The organism is Streptomyces sp. NPDC032745 (genome assembly GCF_055579465.1).
The window spans coordinates 127,039-144,206 of sequence record NZ_JBVING010000004.1 but is presented as its reverse complement, the minus strand read 5'-3'; the positions used below and the strand labels follow the sequence as shown (position 1 = coordinate 144,206).

Genomic DNA, 17,168 nt, shown 5'->3' with positions numbered 1-17,168 from the left:
GCTCGTGAATGGCCCCCTGTCGGCGCGAGGGAACCCAGGGGGCGGGCCGTGCGAACACGGGCGGGCAGCAGGAGATGGTCGGTGGCCGTCGGCATGGCGGTGCTCGCGGCCACGACCGGGGGTGCGCTGAGCGCGCCCGCCGCCGCCGAAGGGGAGGCGCCGTCCGGGCAGGTGGAGTTCCCGACGCACTGCATGCCGCCGCAGGAGGCCGGACTCCCGCCCGCCGACGGGGCGACCACGGCCCGGATCACCGTCGACGACCCGGCGCCGAAGGTCGGCGACACGGTCACCGTGACGTACCAGGTGGCCCGGACGCCTGCCGTGAACCCGCTCGGCGCCGAACTCCCGGCCGATGTGCTGACCCCGACCGGGCGGATCCTGCTGGGGGGCGCGCAGAGCGGTGAGGTCACCGTCGTGGGGGCGAAGCGGAACGATCCCGTCCAGGCAGGTGCGGGGCTGCCCGCCGTCACCATGACCGGCACGTTCACCGTCACCGGGCCCGGCGGGATCACCCTGGCCCCGGGCGGCTACACGCTGCACACCAGCCACCTGCTGGACCTGGACACCGCCTGCGCCGTCACCGGGGCGCCGGTGTCCGGACGAATCACCGCGACCCCACTGCCCCGGGCCAACCTGCGGTCGGTCGCGCTGGGCGCGGCGTACGGGAAGCCGGGCGCCGAGGTCAAGGTCAAGGGCGTCGGCTTCACCCCGGGCGCGGCCGTGACGGTGACCGGCCGGGCGGGCGCCGCCGAGACCGCGGACCGGGTGGCGGCCACGGCGGACCAGCGGGGCGAGGTCCTGGCGGAGCTGCCGGTCACGGACAGGGCGACCACGGCGGTGGTGGCGTACGAGGGCACGGCGTGGTCGGCGCAGGAGGGCTCGGGGCCGGCGGCGTACACGGTGATCGCGGCTGCACCTCTCGCGGCCACGCCTCTCGCGGCCACGCCTGCGCGGACACAGGAGATGACGGCGGTGGTGGAGCCGGGCGCACTGTCCATGACCCAGGCGGGCGAGGCGATCGCGCTGGGCGCGGTCCCGTACGGGGAAGGCGGCGCGGCCCCCGGCCGGATCGGCACGGTCACGGTCAAGGACGCGCGGGGCGGACCGGCGGGGTGGTCGCTCATCGGCAAGGTCACGGACTTCACGGGCCCGGGCGGGGTCCGGATCCCGGGGGCCTCGCTGAGCTGGACCCCGTCCTGCACGGCCGCGGAGGGCAGCCCGAGCCGGTGCGTGGCGGGCAGTGCGGGGGTGGTCGGGCCGGAGGGAGCGGTGCTGGCGTCGGCGCCGGACGCGGAGCCGGCGGGCGGGACGTTCACGATCGACGCGACGGTCGCCCTCACGGTCCCCCCGTACACCCCGCCGGGCGCGTACCGGGCGGTCCTGACCCTGACCCTCTCGTGAGCCGCCCCGCTCCGCGGGTCCCGCCCCGGTTCCCCTCCCCGCCCGGCAGGGCCGTGGCACTGGTCGTCGGCGTGATCTGCGGAGCCGTGCTGCTGCTGCCCGGCGGGGCGGCAGCGGCCGCCGACAACGGGCAGTGGTCCGTCCTGCCCGCAGCGAACGCAGTGACCCGGCGGCCCTGCTTCTACCTCGCCGCCGCCCCCGGCCAGGCCGTCACCGACGCCGTCACCGTCACCAACCGCACCGACCGCCCCCGCACCTTCCGGCTCTACGCCGCCGACGCGTACAACACCGCCCGCGACGGCGGCTTCGCGCTCCGCGGCCCCTACGAGCCGCGCCGCGCCACCGCCGCCTGGGCGCGGCTCGCGCAGGAGCGGGTCACCGTCCCGGCCCGCGCAGCGGTGAGCGTCGCCTTCACCCTCACCGTCCCCGACCGGGCGGAACCGGGCGACCACCCCGGAGCCATCGTCGCCCTCGAGGAAAAGGAGGAGGAGAAAGAGGAGAGCACGGCCGCTCCCGCCCGGCGGATCGGCGTCCAACAGGCCGTCGCCGCCCGGCTGTACCTGCGGGTTGCCGGTCCCACCGCCCCGGCGCTGGCCGTCGAGCAGCTGCGGGCCTCCGGGACCGGGATCTCGTACACGCTCCACAACCTCGGCAACGTCACCCTGCGTCCCCACGCCACTCTCTCCGCCTCCGGGGCCCTCGGCCGGCGCCTCCTCGGCCGCGAGCTCACCGGGCTGCCCGCCGAGCTGCTGCCCGGCCAGGAAGTCCGGCTGAGCACCAGGTGGGAGCACCCGCCCGCCGTCGAATGGGCCGAGGTCACGGTGCGCGCCGAGGCCGCGGGAGCCGTCGCCCGGGCCGCCACGTCCTACTCCGCCAGGCCCCCGCTGACGGCCGCGCTGGCGGGCGCCCTGGCCTTCGTCGCGGCAGCCTGGTCGGCGCTGGGACCCGCATCGGGGAGAATGGCCCGTATGAGCGATCGTTCCCCCGAGTCCACCAGCCCGCACCGTGCGGGCTTCGCCTGCTTCGTCGGCCGCCCCAACGCGGGGAAGTCGACCCTGACCAACGCACTCGTGGGCACCAAGGTCGCGATCACCTCCAACCGGCCGCAGACCACCCGCCACACCGTCCGCGGCATCGTGCACCGCCCCGACGCCCAGCTCGTACTGGTCGACACGCCCGGTCTGCACAAGCCGCGCACGCTCCTCGGCGAGCGGCTGAACGACGTCGTACGGACCACCTGGGCCGAGGTCGACGTCATCGGCTTCTGCCTGCCCGCCGACCAGAAGCTCGGCCCCGGCGACAAGTTCATCGCGAAGGAGCTCGCGGGGATCAAGAAGACCCCCAAGATCGCCATCGTGACGAAGACCGACCTCGTCGACTCCAAGGCCCTGGCCGAGCAGCTCCTCGCGATCCACCAGCTCGGCGCTGAGCTCGGCATCGAGTGGGCCGAGATCGTCCCCGTCTCGGCGGTCGGCGACACCCAGGTCCAGCTGCTGGCCGATCTGATCGCGCCGCTGCTGCCCGAGAGCCCGCCGCTGTACCCGGAGGGCGACCTCACCGACGAGCCCGAGATGGTGATGGTCGCGGAGCTGATCCGTGAGGCCGCGCTGGAGGGCGTACGGGACGAGCTCCCGCACTCCATCGCCGTGGTGGTCGAGGAGATGATCCCGCGGGAGAACCGCCCGGCGGACCGGCCGCTGCTGGACATCCACGCGAACGTCTACATCGAGCGGCCGAGCCAGAAGGGCATCATCATCGGCCCGAAGGGCTCCCGGCTGAAGGAGGTCGGGATGAAGTCGCGCAAGCACATCGAGGCGCTGCTCGGCACCCCGGTCTTCCTCGACCTGCACGTGAAGGTCGCGAAGGACTGGCAGCGCGACCCCAAGCAGCTGCGCAAGCTCGGCTTCTGACCCTTCTGACCCTTCTGACCCTTCTGACCCTGCTGGCCTTCTGACGCGCCCCGCGCGCCCCTCGCACCGCTCGGCGCCGGGGGCGCCTCCCGGGCTCCGGGCTCCGGGCTCCGGCCCGCTAGGCGGGCCGGCGCATCCGCACCACGTTGTCCGTGCGGGTCCCGGGCGTACCGTCGGGCTGGTTCTGGATCCGTTCGGTCTCCTCGGCCCGCAGGACCTCCCAGCCCGCCGTGACCGGCTCCAGCTGCGCGACGACCTCCTGCGGCGTCGGGAAGTGCGCCTCCTCCCGGTCCTCCTGCCAGGGCGCCCAGCCCGCGTGGCCGACGACCAGCAGGGTGCCGCCGGGGGCCACGGCCGCGGCGGCGCTGCGCAGGACGCGGTCGCGGGGGAAGTCCCCGTAGTTGTGCAGGAAGCAGGCCGAGACGAGGTCGAACTCCCCCTCCGGGAAGGACTCGGTCAGATCGTGCCGCGCCCAGGTGGCGCGGTCCGCGACCCCCGCGTCCGCCGCGTGCTCGGCGGCCCGGCCGAGGGCGACCCCGGAGATGTCGGTCCCGGTGACGGTCCACCCGCGGCGGGCCAGCCAGACGGCGTCGGCGCCCTCCCCGCAGCCGAGGTCCAGGGCCCGCCCGGCGGCGAGGCCGGACACCTCGTGCACCAGCATGGCGTTGGCCTCGCCGCTCCAGATGCGGTCGCTCTCGCCGTAGCGGCCGTCCCAGAACTCCTCGCCCGCCGAGGCCCCGGCTGCGGCGGAGTGCTGGGCGTGCGTGTGCGCGTGCGTGTGTTTGGTCATGGCTTCCTCTTCCGGTACGGGTGCCGATGCGACCGATGCTGCGCCCGCCCCGCCCGCCCGGGCAAACCTTGTTGCCGATCCGGCAAACCGGCCGGAACCAGCCCACGACCGCCGAGGGCTGGTTCCGGCCACCCGTCCGAAGGCCAAGGCGCCCGGCTCAGGCGCCTTCCTTCAGCAGCCGGGAGATCAGCGTCCGCTGCGCCTCCGACAGGTTCGGCTCCTGGCAGGAGACCGTCCGCCCGTCGACCGTGATCCGGTACGAGAACCCGTCCCGGACCCGCTCCGACCCGGGCGCGGCCGGGACGGGCCGCAGCGCCAGCTGGGCCAGGGCCCGCCACTCGTCCTCGTCGGGCCGGCCCGAGGTGTCCACCTCGGCCCGGCGCTCGATGCCCGCGAAACCGCCCGTGCGCACCACCAGAATCCGCATGCCCGCCTTTCCGTCCCGGATGGGCCGGCTAGCCGAGCCCGACCGTCGACCACGCCTTCTGCAGCGCCTGGTGCTCCGCGCCGCCGTCCCCGTACCGGGCCACCGCGGCGGCCACCGACAGCCGGGCGAAGTCCTTGAAGTCCGCGTCCGAGGCCAGCTCGCCGCCCGTCAGCGTGTCGTACCAGATCAGCCCGGCCCGCTCCCACGCCTTGCCGCCGAGTTCGGTGGCGACGAGGTAGAACGCGTGGTTCGGGATCCCGGAGTTGATGTGCACCCCGCCGTTGTCCCGCACCGTGTCCACGTAGTCGTCCATCGTCGCGGGCTGCGGGTCCTTGCCGAGCTCGTCGTCGTCGTACGCCGTGCCCGGAGCCTTCATCGAGCGCAGCGCGACCCCGCTGACGTTCGGGCCGAGCAGGCCGGCGCCGATCAGCCAGTCCGCGTCCTCGGCCGTCTGGTCGAGCGAGTACTGCTTGATCAGCGAGCCGAAGACGTCGGACATCGACTCGTTCAGCGCGCCCGACTGCCCGTGGTACTCCAGGTTCGCCGTGTACTGGGTGACCCCGTGCGTGAGTTCGTGGCCGATGACGTCCACCGACACGGTGAAGTCGAGGAAGAGATCCCCGTCCCCGTCGCCGAAGACCATCTGCTGCCCGTCCCAGAAGGCGTTGTTGTAGTCCTCGCCGTAGTGGACGCTTGCGTCCAGCGCGAGCCCGGAACCGTCGATCGAGTGCCGGCCGAAACCCTTCAGGAACAGCTCGTACGTGGCGCCGAGCCCCGCGTACGCGCGGTTGACGGTGGCGTCCTTGGACGCCGCCTCGCCCTCGCCGCGCACCTTCTTCCCGGGCAGCCGGGTGCGGTGCTGGGCGTCGTAGATCGTCCGGCGGGGCTCGTCGGAGACGGGCGTCCCCAGCGCAGGGGCGATCCCGCGGACGGTGGTGACCCGGCGCCGGGTGCGCAGGAGGGAGTCCTGTTCGAGGGTGCGCTGGGCGGCGTCGGCGCGCCGGGTGTCCCCGGACTGGGCGATCTTGTCGAGCAGGTGGGGCGGGACCACCGTGCAGAAGACGGGGTGGCGGTGAGCGTGGGAGGCATCCATCCCGGCAATGTGGCAGCGGGTCATGGCGGTGTCACTACCTGCAACCATGATTCATTCAGTTGTCTGAAAGCCGTCGCGCCGCGTTGACGGTTCGACCGGACCTGTAGTGGAGCAATGAGACGTACCTCATATTAGGTACAAATCGGACAGCGGGGTCTTGCATACTGAAACAGGTCCTCGCGTTACGGGGCGGCTCGGTTAGGCTCGGCCCATCATGCGTTTCGGGCTGCTTCTCCTTAGCTGCCGCGGCGAGGGCCTGTAGTCGTAGGCCGACCCCCTCCCCGCGGAGTTTGGTGTTGCGGTTCTTACGACCGCCGTCGGCCGTCCCAGCGAACTACACGCGGACACGCGAGGAGCCCAACGCCATGAGCCAGCAGCCTTTTGTCGGTCGCCCCACGCCCATCACGAACGCGACCCACACCCAGAAGACCTCCGGGATGCCGATCCACAAGTACGGCCGGTACGAGCAGGTGGACATCCAGGACCGCACCTGGCCGGACGCCCGCGTCACCAAGGCCCCCCGCTGGCTCTCCACCGACCTGCGCGACGGCAACCAGTCGCTGATCGACCCGATGACCCCCGCCCGCAAGCGCGAGATGTTCGACCTGCTGGTGCGCATGGGCTACAAGGAGATCGAGGTCGGCTTCCCGTCCTCCGGCGAGACCGACTTCGCCTTCGTACGCTCCATCATCGAAGAGGGCGCGATCCCGGACGACGTCACCATCTCCGTCCTGACCCAGGCCCGCGAGGACCTGATCGAGCGGACCGTCGAGTCGCTGATCGGCGCCAAGCGCGCCACGGTGCACCTGTACAACGCGACCGCCCCGACCTTCCGCCGGGTCGTCTTCCGCGGCTCCAAGGAGCAGATCAAGCAGATCGCCGTCGACGGCACCCGCCTGGTCATGGAGTACGCCGAGAAGCTGCTGGGCCCGGAGACCACCTTCGGCTACCAGTACAGCCCGGAGATCTTCACGGACACCGAGCTGGACTTCGCCCTGGAGGTCTGCGAGGCCGTCTGCGACGTGTGGCAGCCGTCCGAGGGCCGCGAGATCATCCTGAACCTGCCCGCCACCGTGGAGCGTTCGACGCCGTCCACGCACGCGGACCGCTTCGAGTGGATGGCCCGCAACCTGACCCGCCGCGAGCACATCTGCATCTCCGTGCACCCGCACAACGACCGCGGCACCGCCGTCGCCGCCGCCGAGCTGGCCCTGATGGCCGGCGCCGACCGCATCGAGGGCTGCCTGTTCGGGCAGGGCGAGCGCACCGGCAACGTCGACCTGATCACGCTGGGCATGAACCTGTTCTCCCAGGGCATCGACCCGCAGATCGACTTCTCGCAGATCGACGAGATCCGTCGTACCAGCGAGTACTGCAACCAGATGGAGGTCCACCCGCGCCACCCCTACGCGGGCGACCTGGTCTACACCGCCTTCTCCGGCTCCCACCAGGACGCCATCAAGAAGGGCTTCGACGCCATGGAGGCCGACGCGGCCGCCGCCGGCAAGACCGTCGACGACATCGAGTGGGCGGTCCCGTACCTGCCGATCGACCCCAAGGACGTCGGCCGCTCCTACGAGGCGGTCATCCGCGTCAACTCGCAGTCCGGCAAGGGCGGCATCGCGTACGTCCTGAAGAACGACCACAAGCTGGACCTGCCGCGCCGCATGCAGATCGAGTTCTCCCGGATCATCCAGGCCAAGACCGACGCCGAGGGCGGCGAGGTCACGCCGAAGGCGATCTGGGACGTCTTCAGCGACGAGTACCTGCCCAACCCCGAGAACCCGTGGGGCCGCATCCAGCTGCGCTCGGGCTCGACGGCCACCGACAAGGACGGTACGGACACGCTGACCGTCGAGGCGGTCGTGGACGGCGTGGAGGCGGTCCTGAACGGCACCGGCAACGGCCCGATCTCGGCCTTCTTCGACGCACTGGCCGGCATCGGCGTCGACGCCCGCCTGCTGGACTACACCGAGCACACCATGAGCGAGGGCGCCTCCGCCGTGGCCGCCTCGTACATCGAGTGCGCGATCGACGGCCGTGTCCTGTGGGGCATCGGCATCGACGCCAACACCACCCGCGCCTCCCTGAAGGCGGTCATCTCCGCCGTCAACCGCGCAGGCCGCTGACCCGTCACCTCGCAGCCCCGGCCCCGCCCCTCCACCCGGAGGGGCGGGGCCGCGCCGTTCAGCGGGCCAGGTAGCCGCCGTCCACCGGCAGGATCGCGCCCGTCACGAACGAGGCCGCGTCGGAGGCCAGGAAGGCGATGACCCGGGCCACCTCCTCCGGCTCGCCGAGCCGGCCCATCGGATGGGCCGCGGAGACCTCCGCCAGGTACTCGGGGCCGCCCGGCTCGTCCTTGAGCGCCAGCACCCGCTCCGTACGGATGGTGCCGGGGGCCACCGCGTTGACCCGGATCCCGTGCGCCGCCCACTCCACCGCCAGGTGCTTCGTCAGCCCCGACGCCACGAACTTCGCCGGCCCGTACGCCGCCTGCCGGGCCTGCCCCGCCACCCCCGACACCGAGGACACGCAGACCAGCGCCCCGCCGGGGTCCGGCTGTTCCAGCATCGCCTCGATGGCGTACTTGCATGTCAGGAACATCCCCCGGCCGTCGATCGCCATGACCCGGTCCCAGTCGTCCGGGCTGGTCTCCCGTACATCCGAAAGAGGGAGCACTCCGGCGTTCGCCACGGCGACGTCGAGCCGCCCGTACGCCCCGAGCGCGGCCCCGACCATCGCGCGGTTGGCCTCCGGATCGGCGACGTCACCGGCCACGGCCGTGATGTCGTACCCCTCGGCGGCCAGTTCCGTACGCAGTTCCCCGAGGCCGGGGCCATTGATGTCAGCCGCGGTCACGAGGGCGCCGGAGCGGGCCAGCAGCCGGGCGGTGGCCCGGCCGATCCCGCTCGCCGCGCCCGTGACCAGACAGGATTTGTTCTTCACGCGGGCGAGCGTAGGGAAAACGCGACGTCCGCGGGCACGGCGGCAGGGATGCAGACCGGCCAAGTCCGGGCGGCGGGACATGTTGTCTTGTCACACGACTGACGCATCCTCACCGATGTGGCTAACATCACGCCAACCCGGCGAAGCTGCCTGGGGTTCCCGCCCGTGCCCGCAGGGCCACGGGGGAGTGACGGAGGTGCGACGTGCTGCCAGTTCGGGGTGGGGACGGCCGGAAGCTGACGGTCTGGGGCATCCGTACCACCTGGAGCACCGTGGGCGACGGGGAGTTCTTCTGCCCCGACTGCGGTGGTGACCGCAACTACCGCAGGCGCACCGGGCGCCGCCGGTTCACCGTCCTCGGTGTCCCGCTGCTGCCGCGCGGGGCGGCCGGGCCCGTCATCGAGTGCCAGGGCTGCCGGGAGCGCTTCGAGACCGAGGTCCTCGACCACCTGACCACCACCCGTTTCTCGGCGCTGCTGCGCGACGCCGTGCACACCGTGACGCTGGCCGTCCTCGCGGCGGGCGGAACGGCCTCGCGCGGCGCGCTGGAGGCCGCCGTGTCGGCCGTACGGGCGGCGGGCTTCCAGGACTGCACGGAGGAGCAGCTGGAGTCCCTGGTGGAGGCGCTCGCCACCGACGAGGGCCGGCTCGGGCTGTACGACGGCCCCGAATGCTGCGGCGCCGCGCTGGCGATAGAGCTCCACGAGGCGCTGGAACCGCTGGCTCCGCACCTGGCCGCGCCCGGGCGTGAATCGATCCTGCTGCAGGGCGCCCGGATCGCCCTCGCGGACGGCCCGTACACCCCCGCCGAGCGCGAGGTGCTCGCCACGGTGGGCGCCGCACTGCGGATGGCTTCCGACGAGGTGACCCGGCTGCTGTCGGCGGTCCGGGCGCCGTAACCCTGGCCGAAACGGCCTCGGTACGGGCTCGGTACGGCCTCGGTACGGGCTCGGTACGCCTTCGCCGAGGTAACGATCCGGCCTCGTGCGGCTGAATACGCCCCCCTTCACACGCTGCGTGAAGGGGGGATTCGCATGTTCCGGCCTCGGCCGTCCACCCATTGGACACCCGTACGGGCCCGTGACCTGCACGTACGGGCTGCGTGGCGGCCGGCTTTACGCCCTTGCGGAGACATCCGCCACTGGAGATACCTACAGATCTGACATCCCCAGACGTCAACACTTTGTGGAAGTCCACGATATCTGTGAGCACCCCCACAGGCGTTCAATTCCGGTCACACGACGAGACGCCGCCAGTAACACAGCGGGGCTTCGATTCACGTGAACGCACTGACAACCCTGGCGGACCAACGGGATAGCGACCCACTCCGCCCAGGGATAACCAGATTCCTCTCGATTACCTACCTCTTGAAGGGCAAGGCAGAGATGGCACGTGTCGCCGCCCGGCTCACCGACAGCGGAGAGCCCAGCACGCACCCGGTCGACGAGGTGCTCCCCCTCCCCAAGCTCGCGCTGTACGGCTTCCAGCACGTACTCGCGTTCTACGCCGGTGCGGTGATCGTCCCGATCATCGTGGGCGGTGCCCTCGGCCTGACCACCGAGCAGCTGGTCTACCTGATCAACGCCGACCTGTTCACCTGCGGTATCGCCTCGATCATCCAGGCGTGGGGCATCGGCCGGATCGGTGCGCGCCTGCCCCTGATCCAGGGCGTCACCTTCACCGCGGTCTCCCCGATGATCGCCATCGGGCTCGGAGCCGGCGGCGGAACGGCGGGCCTGCTCGTCATCTACGGCGCGGTGATCACGGCCGGCATCGCCACCTTCGCCTTCGCCTGGCTGCCCCCCAAGGCCTTCCGTACGATCATGAGGCTCTTCCCGCCGGTCGTCACCGGCACGGTGATCACCGTCCTCGGCATCGTGCTGATCCCCGTCGGTCTCAACGACGCCGCGGGCGGCGTCGGCAGCCCCGGCTTCGGCGACCCGAAGAACTTCGCGTACGCCGGCGGCACGATGCTCTTCATCCTCGTCCTGATGAAGCTCGGCAAGCCCTTCCTCTCCAGCATCTCCATCCTGCTCGGCCTGGTCGGCGGCACCGCCGTCGCCTTCCTGCTGGGCGACGCCAAGTTCGGCGACGTGGGCAACTCGGACTGGATCGGCATCACCACCCCGTTCCACTACGGAGCACCGAAGTTCGCCTGGTTCCCGATCCTGCTGATGCTCATCGTCATGCTGATCACCATGGTCGAGACCACCGGTGACACGTACGCCGTCGGCGACATCGTCGGCAAGGACATCGACAGCGAGACCGTGGCCCGCGCACTGCGCGCCGACGGCGCCGCGACCGCCCTCGGCGGCGTCCTCAACTCCTTCCCGTACGTGGCCTTCGCCGAGAACGTCGGCCTGGTCCGCATGACCAAGGTCAAGAGCCGGTTCGTCGTGGTCGCCGCGGGCGTCTTCATGATCGTGCTCGGCCTGATCCCGAAGGCCGCCGCGGTCGTCGCCGCGGTCCCGCACGGAGTGCTCGGCGGCGCGGCGACGGTGATGTTCGCGATGGTGGCCCTGGCGGGCATCCAGACCCTGGCCAAGGTCGACCTCAAGGAGGAGAAGAACGCTCTGGTCGTGGGTGTTTCCCTGGCCTTCGCGCTGCTCCCGGCCACCGTCCCGGTGCTTTTCAAGGACCACATGGACGCGGACCTCTCCTCGCTCCTCAACAGCGGCGTGACGCTCGGTGCCACGGCCGCGATCGTGCTCAACCTGATCTTCAACGGTCTGGGCAAGGACGATGCGCACAGCGCCGTGGCGGCTGTGGTGCCCGCCCAGGCGGTGGGCCCTGCCGACACCGCGGCGGACGCGGCGGACGAGGCGGGCGAGGCCCCCGGGGCTCCCGGGGCGAAGACGGCGGCTGAGGCCGAGACGGTGGCCGAGGCCACGGTCGGCGCCGCCGTGACCGCGGTCGCCGCCGCAGCGCCGAAGGCGGACGCGGACGAGCAGGCCCCGCCCGCCTCCTGACCCTCCCAAGGGGGTGACGGCCCTCCGCCCGGACCCGTGTCCGGGCGGAGGGCCGTCACTGTGCCCGCACAGGCGACAATGGGCGCATGAGTCTGTTCCGCGACGACGGCATCGTGCTGCGCACCCAGAAGCTGGGTGAGGCGGACCGCATCATCACGCTGCTGACCCGAGGCCACGGACGGGTGCGGGCCGTCGCCCGCGGGGTGCGCCGGACGAAGTCCAAGTTCGGCGCCGGGCTGGAACCTTTCTCCCACGCCGACGTGCAGTTCTTCGCCCGGGGCAGCGAGCTGATCGGCCGCAGCCTCCCGCTGTGCACCCAGACCGAGATCATCGCCCCGTACGGCAACGGCATCGTCACCGACTACGCCCGCTACACCGCCGGCACCGCGATGCTGGAGACCGCCGAGCGGTTCACCGAGAACGAGGGCGAGCCCGCCGTACAGCAGTACCTGCTGCTGATCGGCGCCCTGCGCACGCTCTCGCGCGGGGAGCACGAGCCGAACCTCATCCTCGACGCGTTCCTGCTGCGCTCGCTCGCCGTCAACGGCTACGCGCCCAGCTTCACGGACTGCGCGAAGTGCGGGATCCACGGCCCCAACCGGCACTTCTCGGTCGCCGCGGGCGGGGTCGTCTGCGGGGACTGCCGGGTGGCCGGCAGCGTCGTACCCTCGTCTGAGGCCATCGCCCTGCTCAGCGCGCTGCTGACGGGCGACTGGGGGCATGCGGACGCCTGCGAGGCGCGGTACGTGCGGGAGGGCAGCGGGCTCGTCTCCGCCTATTTGCACTGGCATCTGGAGCGCGGGCTACGCTCCCTGCGATACGTCGAGAAATAGGAGCTGGGCACATGGCACGACGCGGGATTCTGGGACGCTCTCGCCGGGAGTACAAGGTTCCCGAGCCGCACCCGTCCGGTGAGCGCCCGCCGAGGATCCCCGGCGAGCTCGTCCCGAACCACGTCGCCGTGGTCATGGACGGCAACGGCCGCTGGGCCAAGGAGCGCGGCCTGCCGCGCACCGAGGGCCACAAGGTCGGCGAGGGCGTCGTACTCGACGTGCTCAAGGGCTGCCTGGAGATGGGCGTCAAGAACCTCTCCCTGTACGCCTTCTCGACGGAGAACTGGAAGCGCTCGCCCGACGAGGTCCGCTTCCTGATGAACTTCAACCGGGACGTCATCCGGCGCCGCCGCGACGAGATGAACGAGCTGGGAATCCGGATCCGCTGGGTCGGCCGCATGCCGAAGATGTGGAAGTCGGTCGTCCAGGAGCTCCAGGTCGCCCAGGAGCAGACCGTCGACAACGACGCGATGACGCTGTACTTCTGCGTGAACTACGGCGGCCGCGCGGAGATCGCGGACGCGGCGCAGGCGATCGCGCGGGACGTGGCGGCGGGCAGGCTGGACCCGTCGAAGGTCAACGAGAAGACCTTCGCGAAGTACATGTACTACCCGGACATGCCGGACGTGGACCTGTTCCTGCGCCCCAGTGGTGAGCAGCGCACTTCCAACTATCTGATCTGGCAGAGCGCGTACGCCGAGATGGTCTACCAGGACGTGCTGTGGCCCGACTTCGACCGCCGCGACCTGTGGCGGGCCTGCCTGGAGTACGCCCAGCGGGACCGCCGCTTCGGCGGCGCGGTCCCGAACCAGGCGGAACCGGGCGCCACGGCCTGATCCTCCACGCTCCCGTGTCACGGGCACGGGAGCGTGGTCCGGGCCGGGTCCGGACGGTGACCGCCCGGAATCCGCTCCGACTGTAGGGTCCGCTGTCATGAGCATGAACGATGAAGCGGTGCAGCCGGTCGAGCAGGCGGTCGTACTCGTCTACCGGGCCACCACGGCGGATCTCGCGGACGCGGTGCGCGCGAGGGACTCCCGAACGCCGGCCGGGCGCCGCAGGCGGTGGCTGTTCCCCGTCGCCGGGACACTCGCACTGATCATGGGCGTGTCGGCGATCGCGCGGGACGACTCCGCCGCCAGGGGCGCGGGCTTCCTCGCCGCCGCAGCGGTGATGTGGACGTTCGCGCTGTTCAGCCCGCGGATCCAGGCTCGGGCCTTCGGCGGGCTGCTGGAGAAGGCGGGCGAGTGCCGCACCGTCGTCGATGGATCCGGTGTCCTCGCGGCGACGGCGGCTTCCGAGACGCGCATCGGCTGGGCCGCGCAGCCGAGGTACGTGGAGACGGACAGCGCGTTCGTCATGCTCAGCGACGACAAGGGGGCGGTGGCCATGACGGTCCTGCCCAAGCGCGGTGTCCAGGACCCGGCGGACGTCGACCGGCTGCGCGCGATCCTGGACGCGAACCTGCGCCGGATCTAGCCGGATCTAGGCTGAGGAGTCCGCGGCCGCGCAGTCGGCGCAGGTGCCGAAGATCTCCACCGTGTGGGCGACGTTCACGAAGCCGTGCTCCGCCGCGATCGACTCCGCCCACTTCTCCACCGCCGGGCCCTCCACCTCGACCGCCTTGCCGCACTTGCGGCAGACCAGGTGATGGTGGTGGTCCCCGGTGGAACAGCGCCGGTAGACCGACTCGCCGTCGCTGGTGCGCAGCACGTCGACCTCGCCGGCGTCGGCGAGCGACTGGAGGGTGCGGTACACGGTCGTCAGGCCCACGGAGTCACCGCGGTGCTTGAGCATGTCGTGCAGCTCCTGGGCGCTGCGGAACTCGTCCACCTCGTCCAGCGCCGCCGCCACGGCTGCCCGCTGCCGGGTGGATCGTCCTCGTACTGGCGCGGTATTCATCTCGCCAGGCGCAGTCGCCACCGGTTCCTCCTCGTATCGGCCTCGGCCCATTGTGCCAGGCGGCCGACTCCCTCAGGGGATGGCCCGGCGGATCATGGCCGGGCCCGGCCATGATCCGCCGGACACCCCTAGACCTTCACATCATCGCGCGTGCAGACCTCTTCGGCGGCGCGGGCCGCATTCGCCCTGCGCCGGGCCAGCGGCGTGGACAGCGCGGTCATCACCATGAAGACGCCGATGGCGAGCAGCACGATGGTGCCGCCGGAGGGGGCGTCGATGTAGTACGTCGCGACCGTGCCGGAGAGCGAGACCAGCACGCCGATCACCATTGCCACCGACAGGGTGGCGGTGAACCCGCGGGTGACGCGCTGCGCCGCCGCGACCGGGATCACCATCATGGCGCTGACCAGCAGCAGGCCGACGATCCGCATGGCCACGGTCACGGTGACGGCGGCGGTGACCGCGATCAGCAGGTTCAGGAACCGCACCGGCAGGCCGGTGACCCGGGCGAACTCCTCGTCCTGGCAGACGGCGAACAGCTGGCGGCGCAGGCCGAGGGTGACGGCGATCACGAACGCCGCGAGGATCACGACCGCGGTGACGTCCTCGGCGGAGACCGTGGTGATCGAGCCGAAGAGGTAGCTGGTCAGATTGGCCGTCGAGCCGCCCGGAGCCAGGTTGATGATCATCACGCCGCCGGCCAGGCCGCCGTAGAAGAGCATGGCGAGCGCGATGTCGCCGCTGGTCTTGCCCCGGGAGCGGATCAGCTCCATGCCGACCGCGCCGATGACCGCGACCAGGGTCGCCATCCACACCGGGCTCGCGTTGAGGAGGAAGCCCAGCGCGACACCGGTCATGGCCACGTGCCCGATGCCGTCGCCCATGACGGCCTGGCGGCGCTGCACGAGGTACGTGCCGATCGCGGGGGCGGTGACGCCGACCAGGACGGCCGCGAGGAGGGCCCGCTGCATGAAGGCGTAGGTGAGGAGGTCCATCAGCTCAGCAGTCCCGTCCGGAGCGGCTCGGCGTCGTGCGCCGCGTGGGGGTGTACGTGGTCGTGGCCGGGCAGGGCGTGCTGGCCCACGGCCTCCGGGGGTGCGCCGTCGTGGACGACGCAGCCGTCGCGCAGGACGACGGCGCGGTCGATCAGCGGCTCCAGCGGGCCCAGCTCGTGCAGGACGAGCAGGACGGTCGTGCCGGCGGCGACCTGCTCGCGCAGGGCGTTCGCGAGGACCTCCTGGTTGGCGAGGTCCACGCCGGCCATCGGCTCGTCCATGATCAGCAGTTCGGGTTCCACGGCGAGCGCCCGTGCGATGAGCACGCGCTGGTGCTGGCCGCCGGAGAGGGCGTTGACGGAGGCGTCGGCGTACGGGCCCATGTCGACGAGGGCCAGGGCCCGCTCGACGGCCGCCTTGTCGGCCTTGCGGAGGATGCCGAAGCGGGAGCGGGCGAGCCGGCCGGAGGAGACGACCTCGCGGACGGTGGCCGGGACGCCGCTGGCGGCGGTGGTGCGCTGCGGGACGTACCCGATGCGCGACCAGGCGCGGAAGCGCTTGAAGTCGGTGCCGAACAACCCCAGCTCGCCGTCGGACAGCGGGACCTGGCCGACGACGGCGCGTACGGCCGTGGACTTGCCGGAGCCGTTGGCGCCGAGCAGGGCGACGACCTCGCCGCGCCGGACGGTGAGGTCGACCCCGCGCAGCACGGGGCGCGAGCCGAGCGAGGCGGTGGCCCCGCGCAGGGATATGACGGGCTGGTCCGCCGCCTCGGCGGGCTGGGACTCCATGGCACGCGCCTCCGTTACTGCCATTACTTGCTACCGAGCGCCTTCTGCAGGTTCTTCAGGTTGGACCGCATGACCTCGAAGTAGTCAGCGCCCTGGGACTTGTCGGTGATTCCCTCGAGCGGGTCGAGGACGTCGGTCTTCAGGCCCGTGTCGGCGGCGAGCGTCTGGGCCGTCTTGTCGCTGGCCAGGGTCTCGAAGAACACCGTCGAGACATTGTCCTTCTTCGCGACGGCCTGGAGTTCCTTCATCCGGGCCGGGCTCGGCTCGGACTCGGGGTCGACGCCGGAGATGCCCTCCTGGTCGAGGCCGTAGCGCTCGGCGAGGTAGCCGAAGGCGGAGTGCGTGGTGATGAAGGTCTTGGACGCGGTGTTCTTCAGGCCGTCCTTGAACTCCGCATCGAGCGCGGTCAGTTTGCCGACCAGCTCGTCGGTGTTCTTGCGGTAGTCGGCCGCGTGCCCGGGGTCGGCCTTCTCCAGGGCCGCGCCGACGCCCTTGGCGACCTCGGCGTACTTCACCGGGTCGAGCCAGATGTGGGGGTCCTCGCCGGCCTCGCCGTGGCTGTGGTCGTGGCCCTCGCCCTCGTGGGCGTGGTCGTGGCCGGAGGAGCCGTGGACCTCGAGCTTCGTGAGGGTGGCGGCGTCGACCACGTGCTTCACGCCGGACTGGGCGACGGCCTTGTCGACGGCGGGCTGCAGGCCCTTGAGGTAGAGGACCACGTCGGACTCGGCGAGCTGCCCGGTCTGCTTCGGGGTGATCTCCAGGTCGTGCGGTTCGACGCCCGGCTTGGTCAGGGTGGCGGCCTTCACGTGGTCCCTGCCGATCTGCTCGGCCAGGAACTGCATCGGGTAGAACGACGCCGTGACGCCGAGCTTGCCGTCCTTGCCGCCTCCGGCGGCCGAGGCTCCGGAGCAGGCGGTGAGGGCCGTGGCGCCGAGGGCGACGGCTCCGGCGAGGGCGGCTGCGGGTATGAGGCGGCGTACGTTCATGACATCCATTTTCATCAAAAATGGAAACGGTTGTCAAAAACCCTGGTGGGAGCCCGGGGGAGGGGCCGTGGAAGGGGGTCCCGATTTGAAAGGGGGGGTGCGGGCGCCGGTAACCTTGAGTCTTC

At 71.5% G+C, this 17,168-nt stretch carries 16 protein-coding genes; 8 read left to right on the top strand and 8 right to left on the bottom strand.

Annotated features, from left to right (window positions below):
* Positions 1-93: 93 nt before the first annotated feature.
* Positions 94-1,401, top strand: coding sequence for a WxL domain-containing protein (locus ACZ5WG_RS11925; protein ID WP_468723036.1), 1,308 nt, complete (start codon positions 94-96; stop codon positions 1,399-1,401).
* A 959-nt stretch (positions 1,402-2,360) separates the two neighbouring features.
* Positions 2,361-3,311, top strand: coding sequence for a GTPase Era (gene era, locus ACZ5WG_RS11920; protein WP_037635384.1), 951 nt, complete (start codon positions 2,361-2,363; stop codon positions 3,309-3,311).
* A 118-nt stretch (positions 3,312-3,429) separates the two neighbouring features.
* Here the strand turns inward: era and ACZ5WG_RS11915 are convergent, their stop codons facing one another.
* From ACZ5WG_RS11915 to ACZ5WG_RS11905, 3 genes are all read right to left on the bottom strand, one after another.
* Positions 3,430-4,101 carry a class I SAM-dependent methyltransferase gene (locus tag ACZ5WG_RS11915; RefSeq protein WP_468722488.1) on the bottom strand — a complete coding sequence of 224 codons (672 nt, stop codon included), beginning with the start codon at positions 4,099-4,101 and terminating at the stop codon, positions 3,430-3,432.
* Between the two features lie 157 nt (positions 4,102-4,258).
* Positions 4,259-4,528 carry a protealysin inhibitor emfourin gene (locus ACZ5WG_RS11910; RefSeq protein WP_468722487.1) on the bottom strand — a complete coding sequence of 90 codons (270 nt, stop codon included), beginning with the start codon at positions 4,526-4,528 and terminating at the stop codon, positions 4,259-4,261.
* Positions 4,529-4,556: 28 nt separating this feature from the next.
* Positions 4,557-5,621: a M4 family metallopeptidase gene (locus ACZ5WG_RS11905; RefSeq protein ID WP_468722485.1), complete on the bottom strand. Its 1,065-nt coding sequence runs from the start codon at positions 5,619-5,621 to the stop codon at positions 4,557-4,559.
* 365 nt (positions 5,622-5,986) lie between these two features.
* Between ACZ5WG_RS11905 and leuA the strand changes: the two genes are divergently transcribed.
* Complete coding sequence (leuA, locus tag ACZ5WG_RS11900) at positions 5,987-7,750, top strand: 2-isopropylmalate synthase (protein ID WP_468722484.1); 1,764 nt, start codon at positions 5,987-5,989, stop codon at positions 7,748-7,750.
* A 58-nt stretch (positions 7,751-7,808) separates the two neighbouring features.
* Here leuA and ACZ5WG_RS11895 read toward each other — a convergent pair whose 3' ends face one another.
* On the bottom strand, positions 7,809-8,567 hold the full coding sequence (locus tag ACZ5WG_RS11895) for an SDR family NAD(P)-dependent oxidoreductase (RefSeq protein WP_468722483.1): 759 nt from the start codon (positions 8,565-8,567) through the stop codon (positions 7,809-7,811).
* Positions 8,568-8,770: 203 nt separating this feature from the next.
* On the opposite strand from ACZ5WG_RS11895, the gene ACZ5WG_RS11890 reads away from it, so the two are divergent.
* From ACZ5WG_RS11890 to ACZ5WG_RS11870, 5 genes are all read left to right on the top strand, one after another.
* Complete coding sequence (locus ACZ5WG_RS11890; protein ID WP_266667189.1) at positions 8,771-9,466, top strand: TerB family tellurite resistance protein; 696 nt, start codon at positions 8,771-8,773, stop codon at positions 9,464-9,466.
* A gap of 486 nt (positions 9,467-9,952) precedes the next feature.
* Positions 9,953-11,536, top strand: a complete 1,584-nt coding sequence (locus ACZ5WG_RS11885) for a nucleobase:cation symporter-2 family protein (RefSeq protein ID WP_468722480.1) — start codon at positions 9,953-9,955, stop codon at positions 11,534-11,536.
* An 86-nt stretch (positions 11,537-11,622) separates the two neighbouring features.
* A complete protein-coding gene (gene recO, locus ACZ5WG_RS11880) occupies positions 11,623-12,369 on the top strand; it encodes a DNA repair protein RecO (RefSeq protein ID WP_030162779.1) in 747 nt (248 codons plus the stop codon).
* A gap of 11 nt (positions 12,370-12,380) precedes the next feature.
* Positions 12,381-13,205 carry an isoprenyl transferase gene (locus ACZ5WG_RS11875; RefSeq protein WP_468722478.1) on the top strand — a complete coding sequence of 275 codons (825 nt, stop codon included), beginning with the start codon at positions 12,381-12,383 and terminating at the stop codon, positions 13,203-13,205.
* A gap of 97 nt (positions 13,206-13,302) precedes the next feature.
* The gene (locus ACZ5WG_RS11870) at positions 13,303-13,848 is read left to right on the top strand and encodes a YcxB family protein (RefSeq protein WP_468722477.1); all 546 of its coding nucleotides are present in this window, start codon (positions 13,303-13,305) and stop codon (positions 13,846-13,848) included.
* Between the two features lie 6 nt (positions 13,849-13,854).
* Here ACZ5WG_RS11870 and ACZ5WG_RS11865 read toward each other — a convergent pair whose 3' ends face one another.
* The 4 genes from ACZ5WG_RS11865 to ACZ5WG_RS11850 form a co-directional block, all read right to left on the bottom strand.
* The gene (locus ACZ5WG_RS11865) at positions 13,855-14,292 is read right to left on the bottom strand and encodes a Fur family transcriptional regulator (protein WP_468722476.1); all 438 of its coding nucleotides are present in this window, start codon (positions 14,290-14,292) and stop codon (positions 13,855-13,857) included.
* Between the two features lie 107 nt (positions 14,293-14,399).
* Complete coding sequence (locus tag ACZ5WG_RS11860; protein ID WP_389409607.1) at positions 14,400-15,266, bottom strand: metal ABC transporter permease; 867 nt, start codon at positions 15,264-15,266, stop codon at positions 14,400-14,402.
* Positions 15,266-16,057, bottom strand: a complete 792-nt coding sequence (locus ACZ5WG_RS11855; protein WP_468722475.1) for a metal ABC transporter ATP-binding protein — start codon at positions 16,055-16,057, stop codon at positions 15,266-15,268. The genes ACZ5WG_RS11860 and ACZ5WG_RS11855 overlap by 1 nt, the downstream gene beginning before the upstream one ends.
* A gap of 23 nt (positions 16,058-16,080) precedes the next feature.
* Positions 16,081-17,043: a metal ABC transporter substrate-binding protein gene (locus ACZ5WG_RS11850; protein WP_468722474.1), complete on the bottom strand. Its 963-nt coding sequence runs from the start codon at positions 17,041-17,043 to the stop codon at positions 16,081-16,083.
* Positions 17,044-17,168 lie beyond the last annotated feature (125 nt).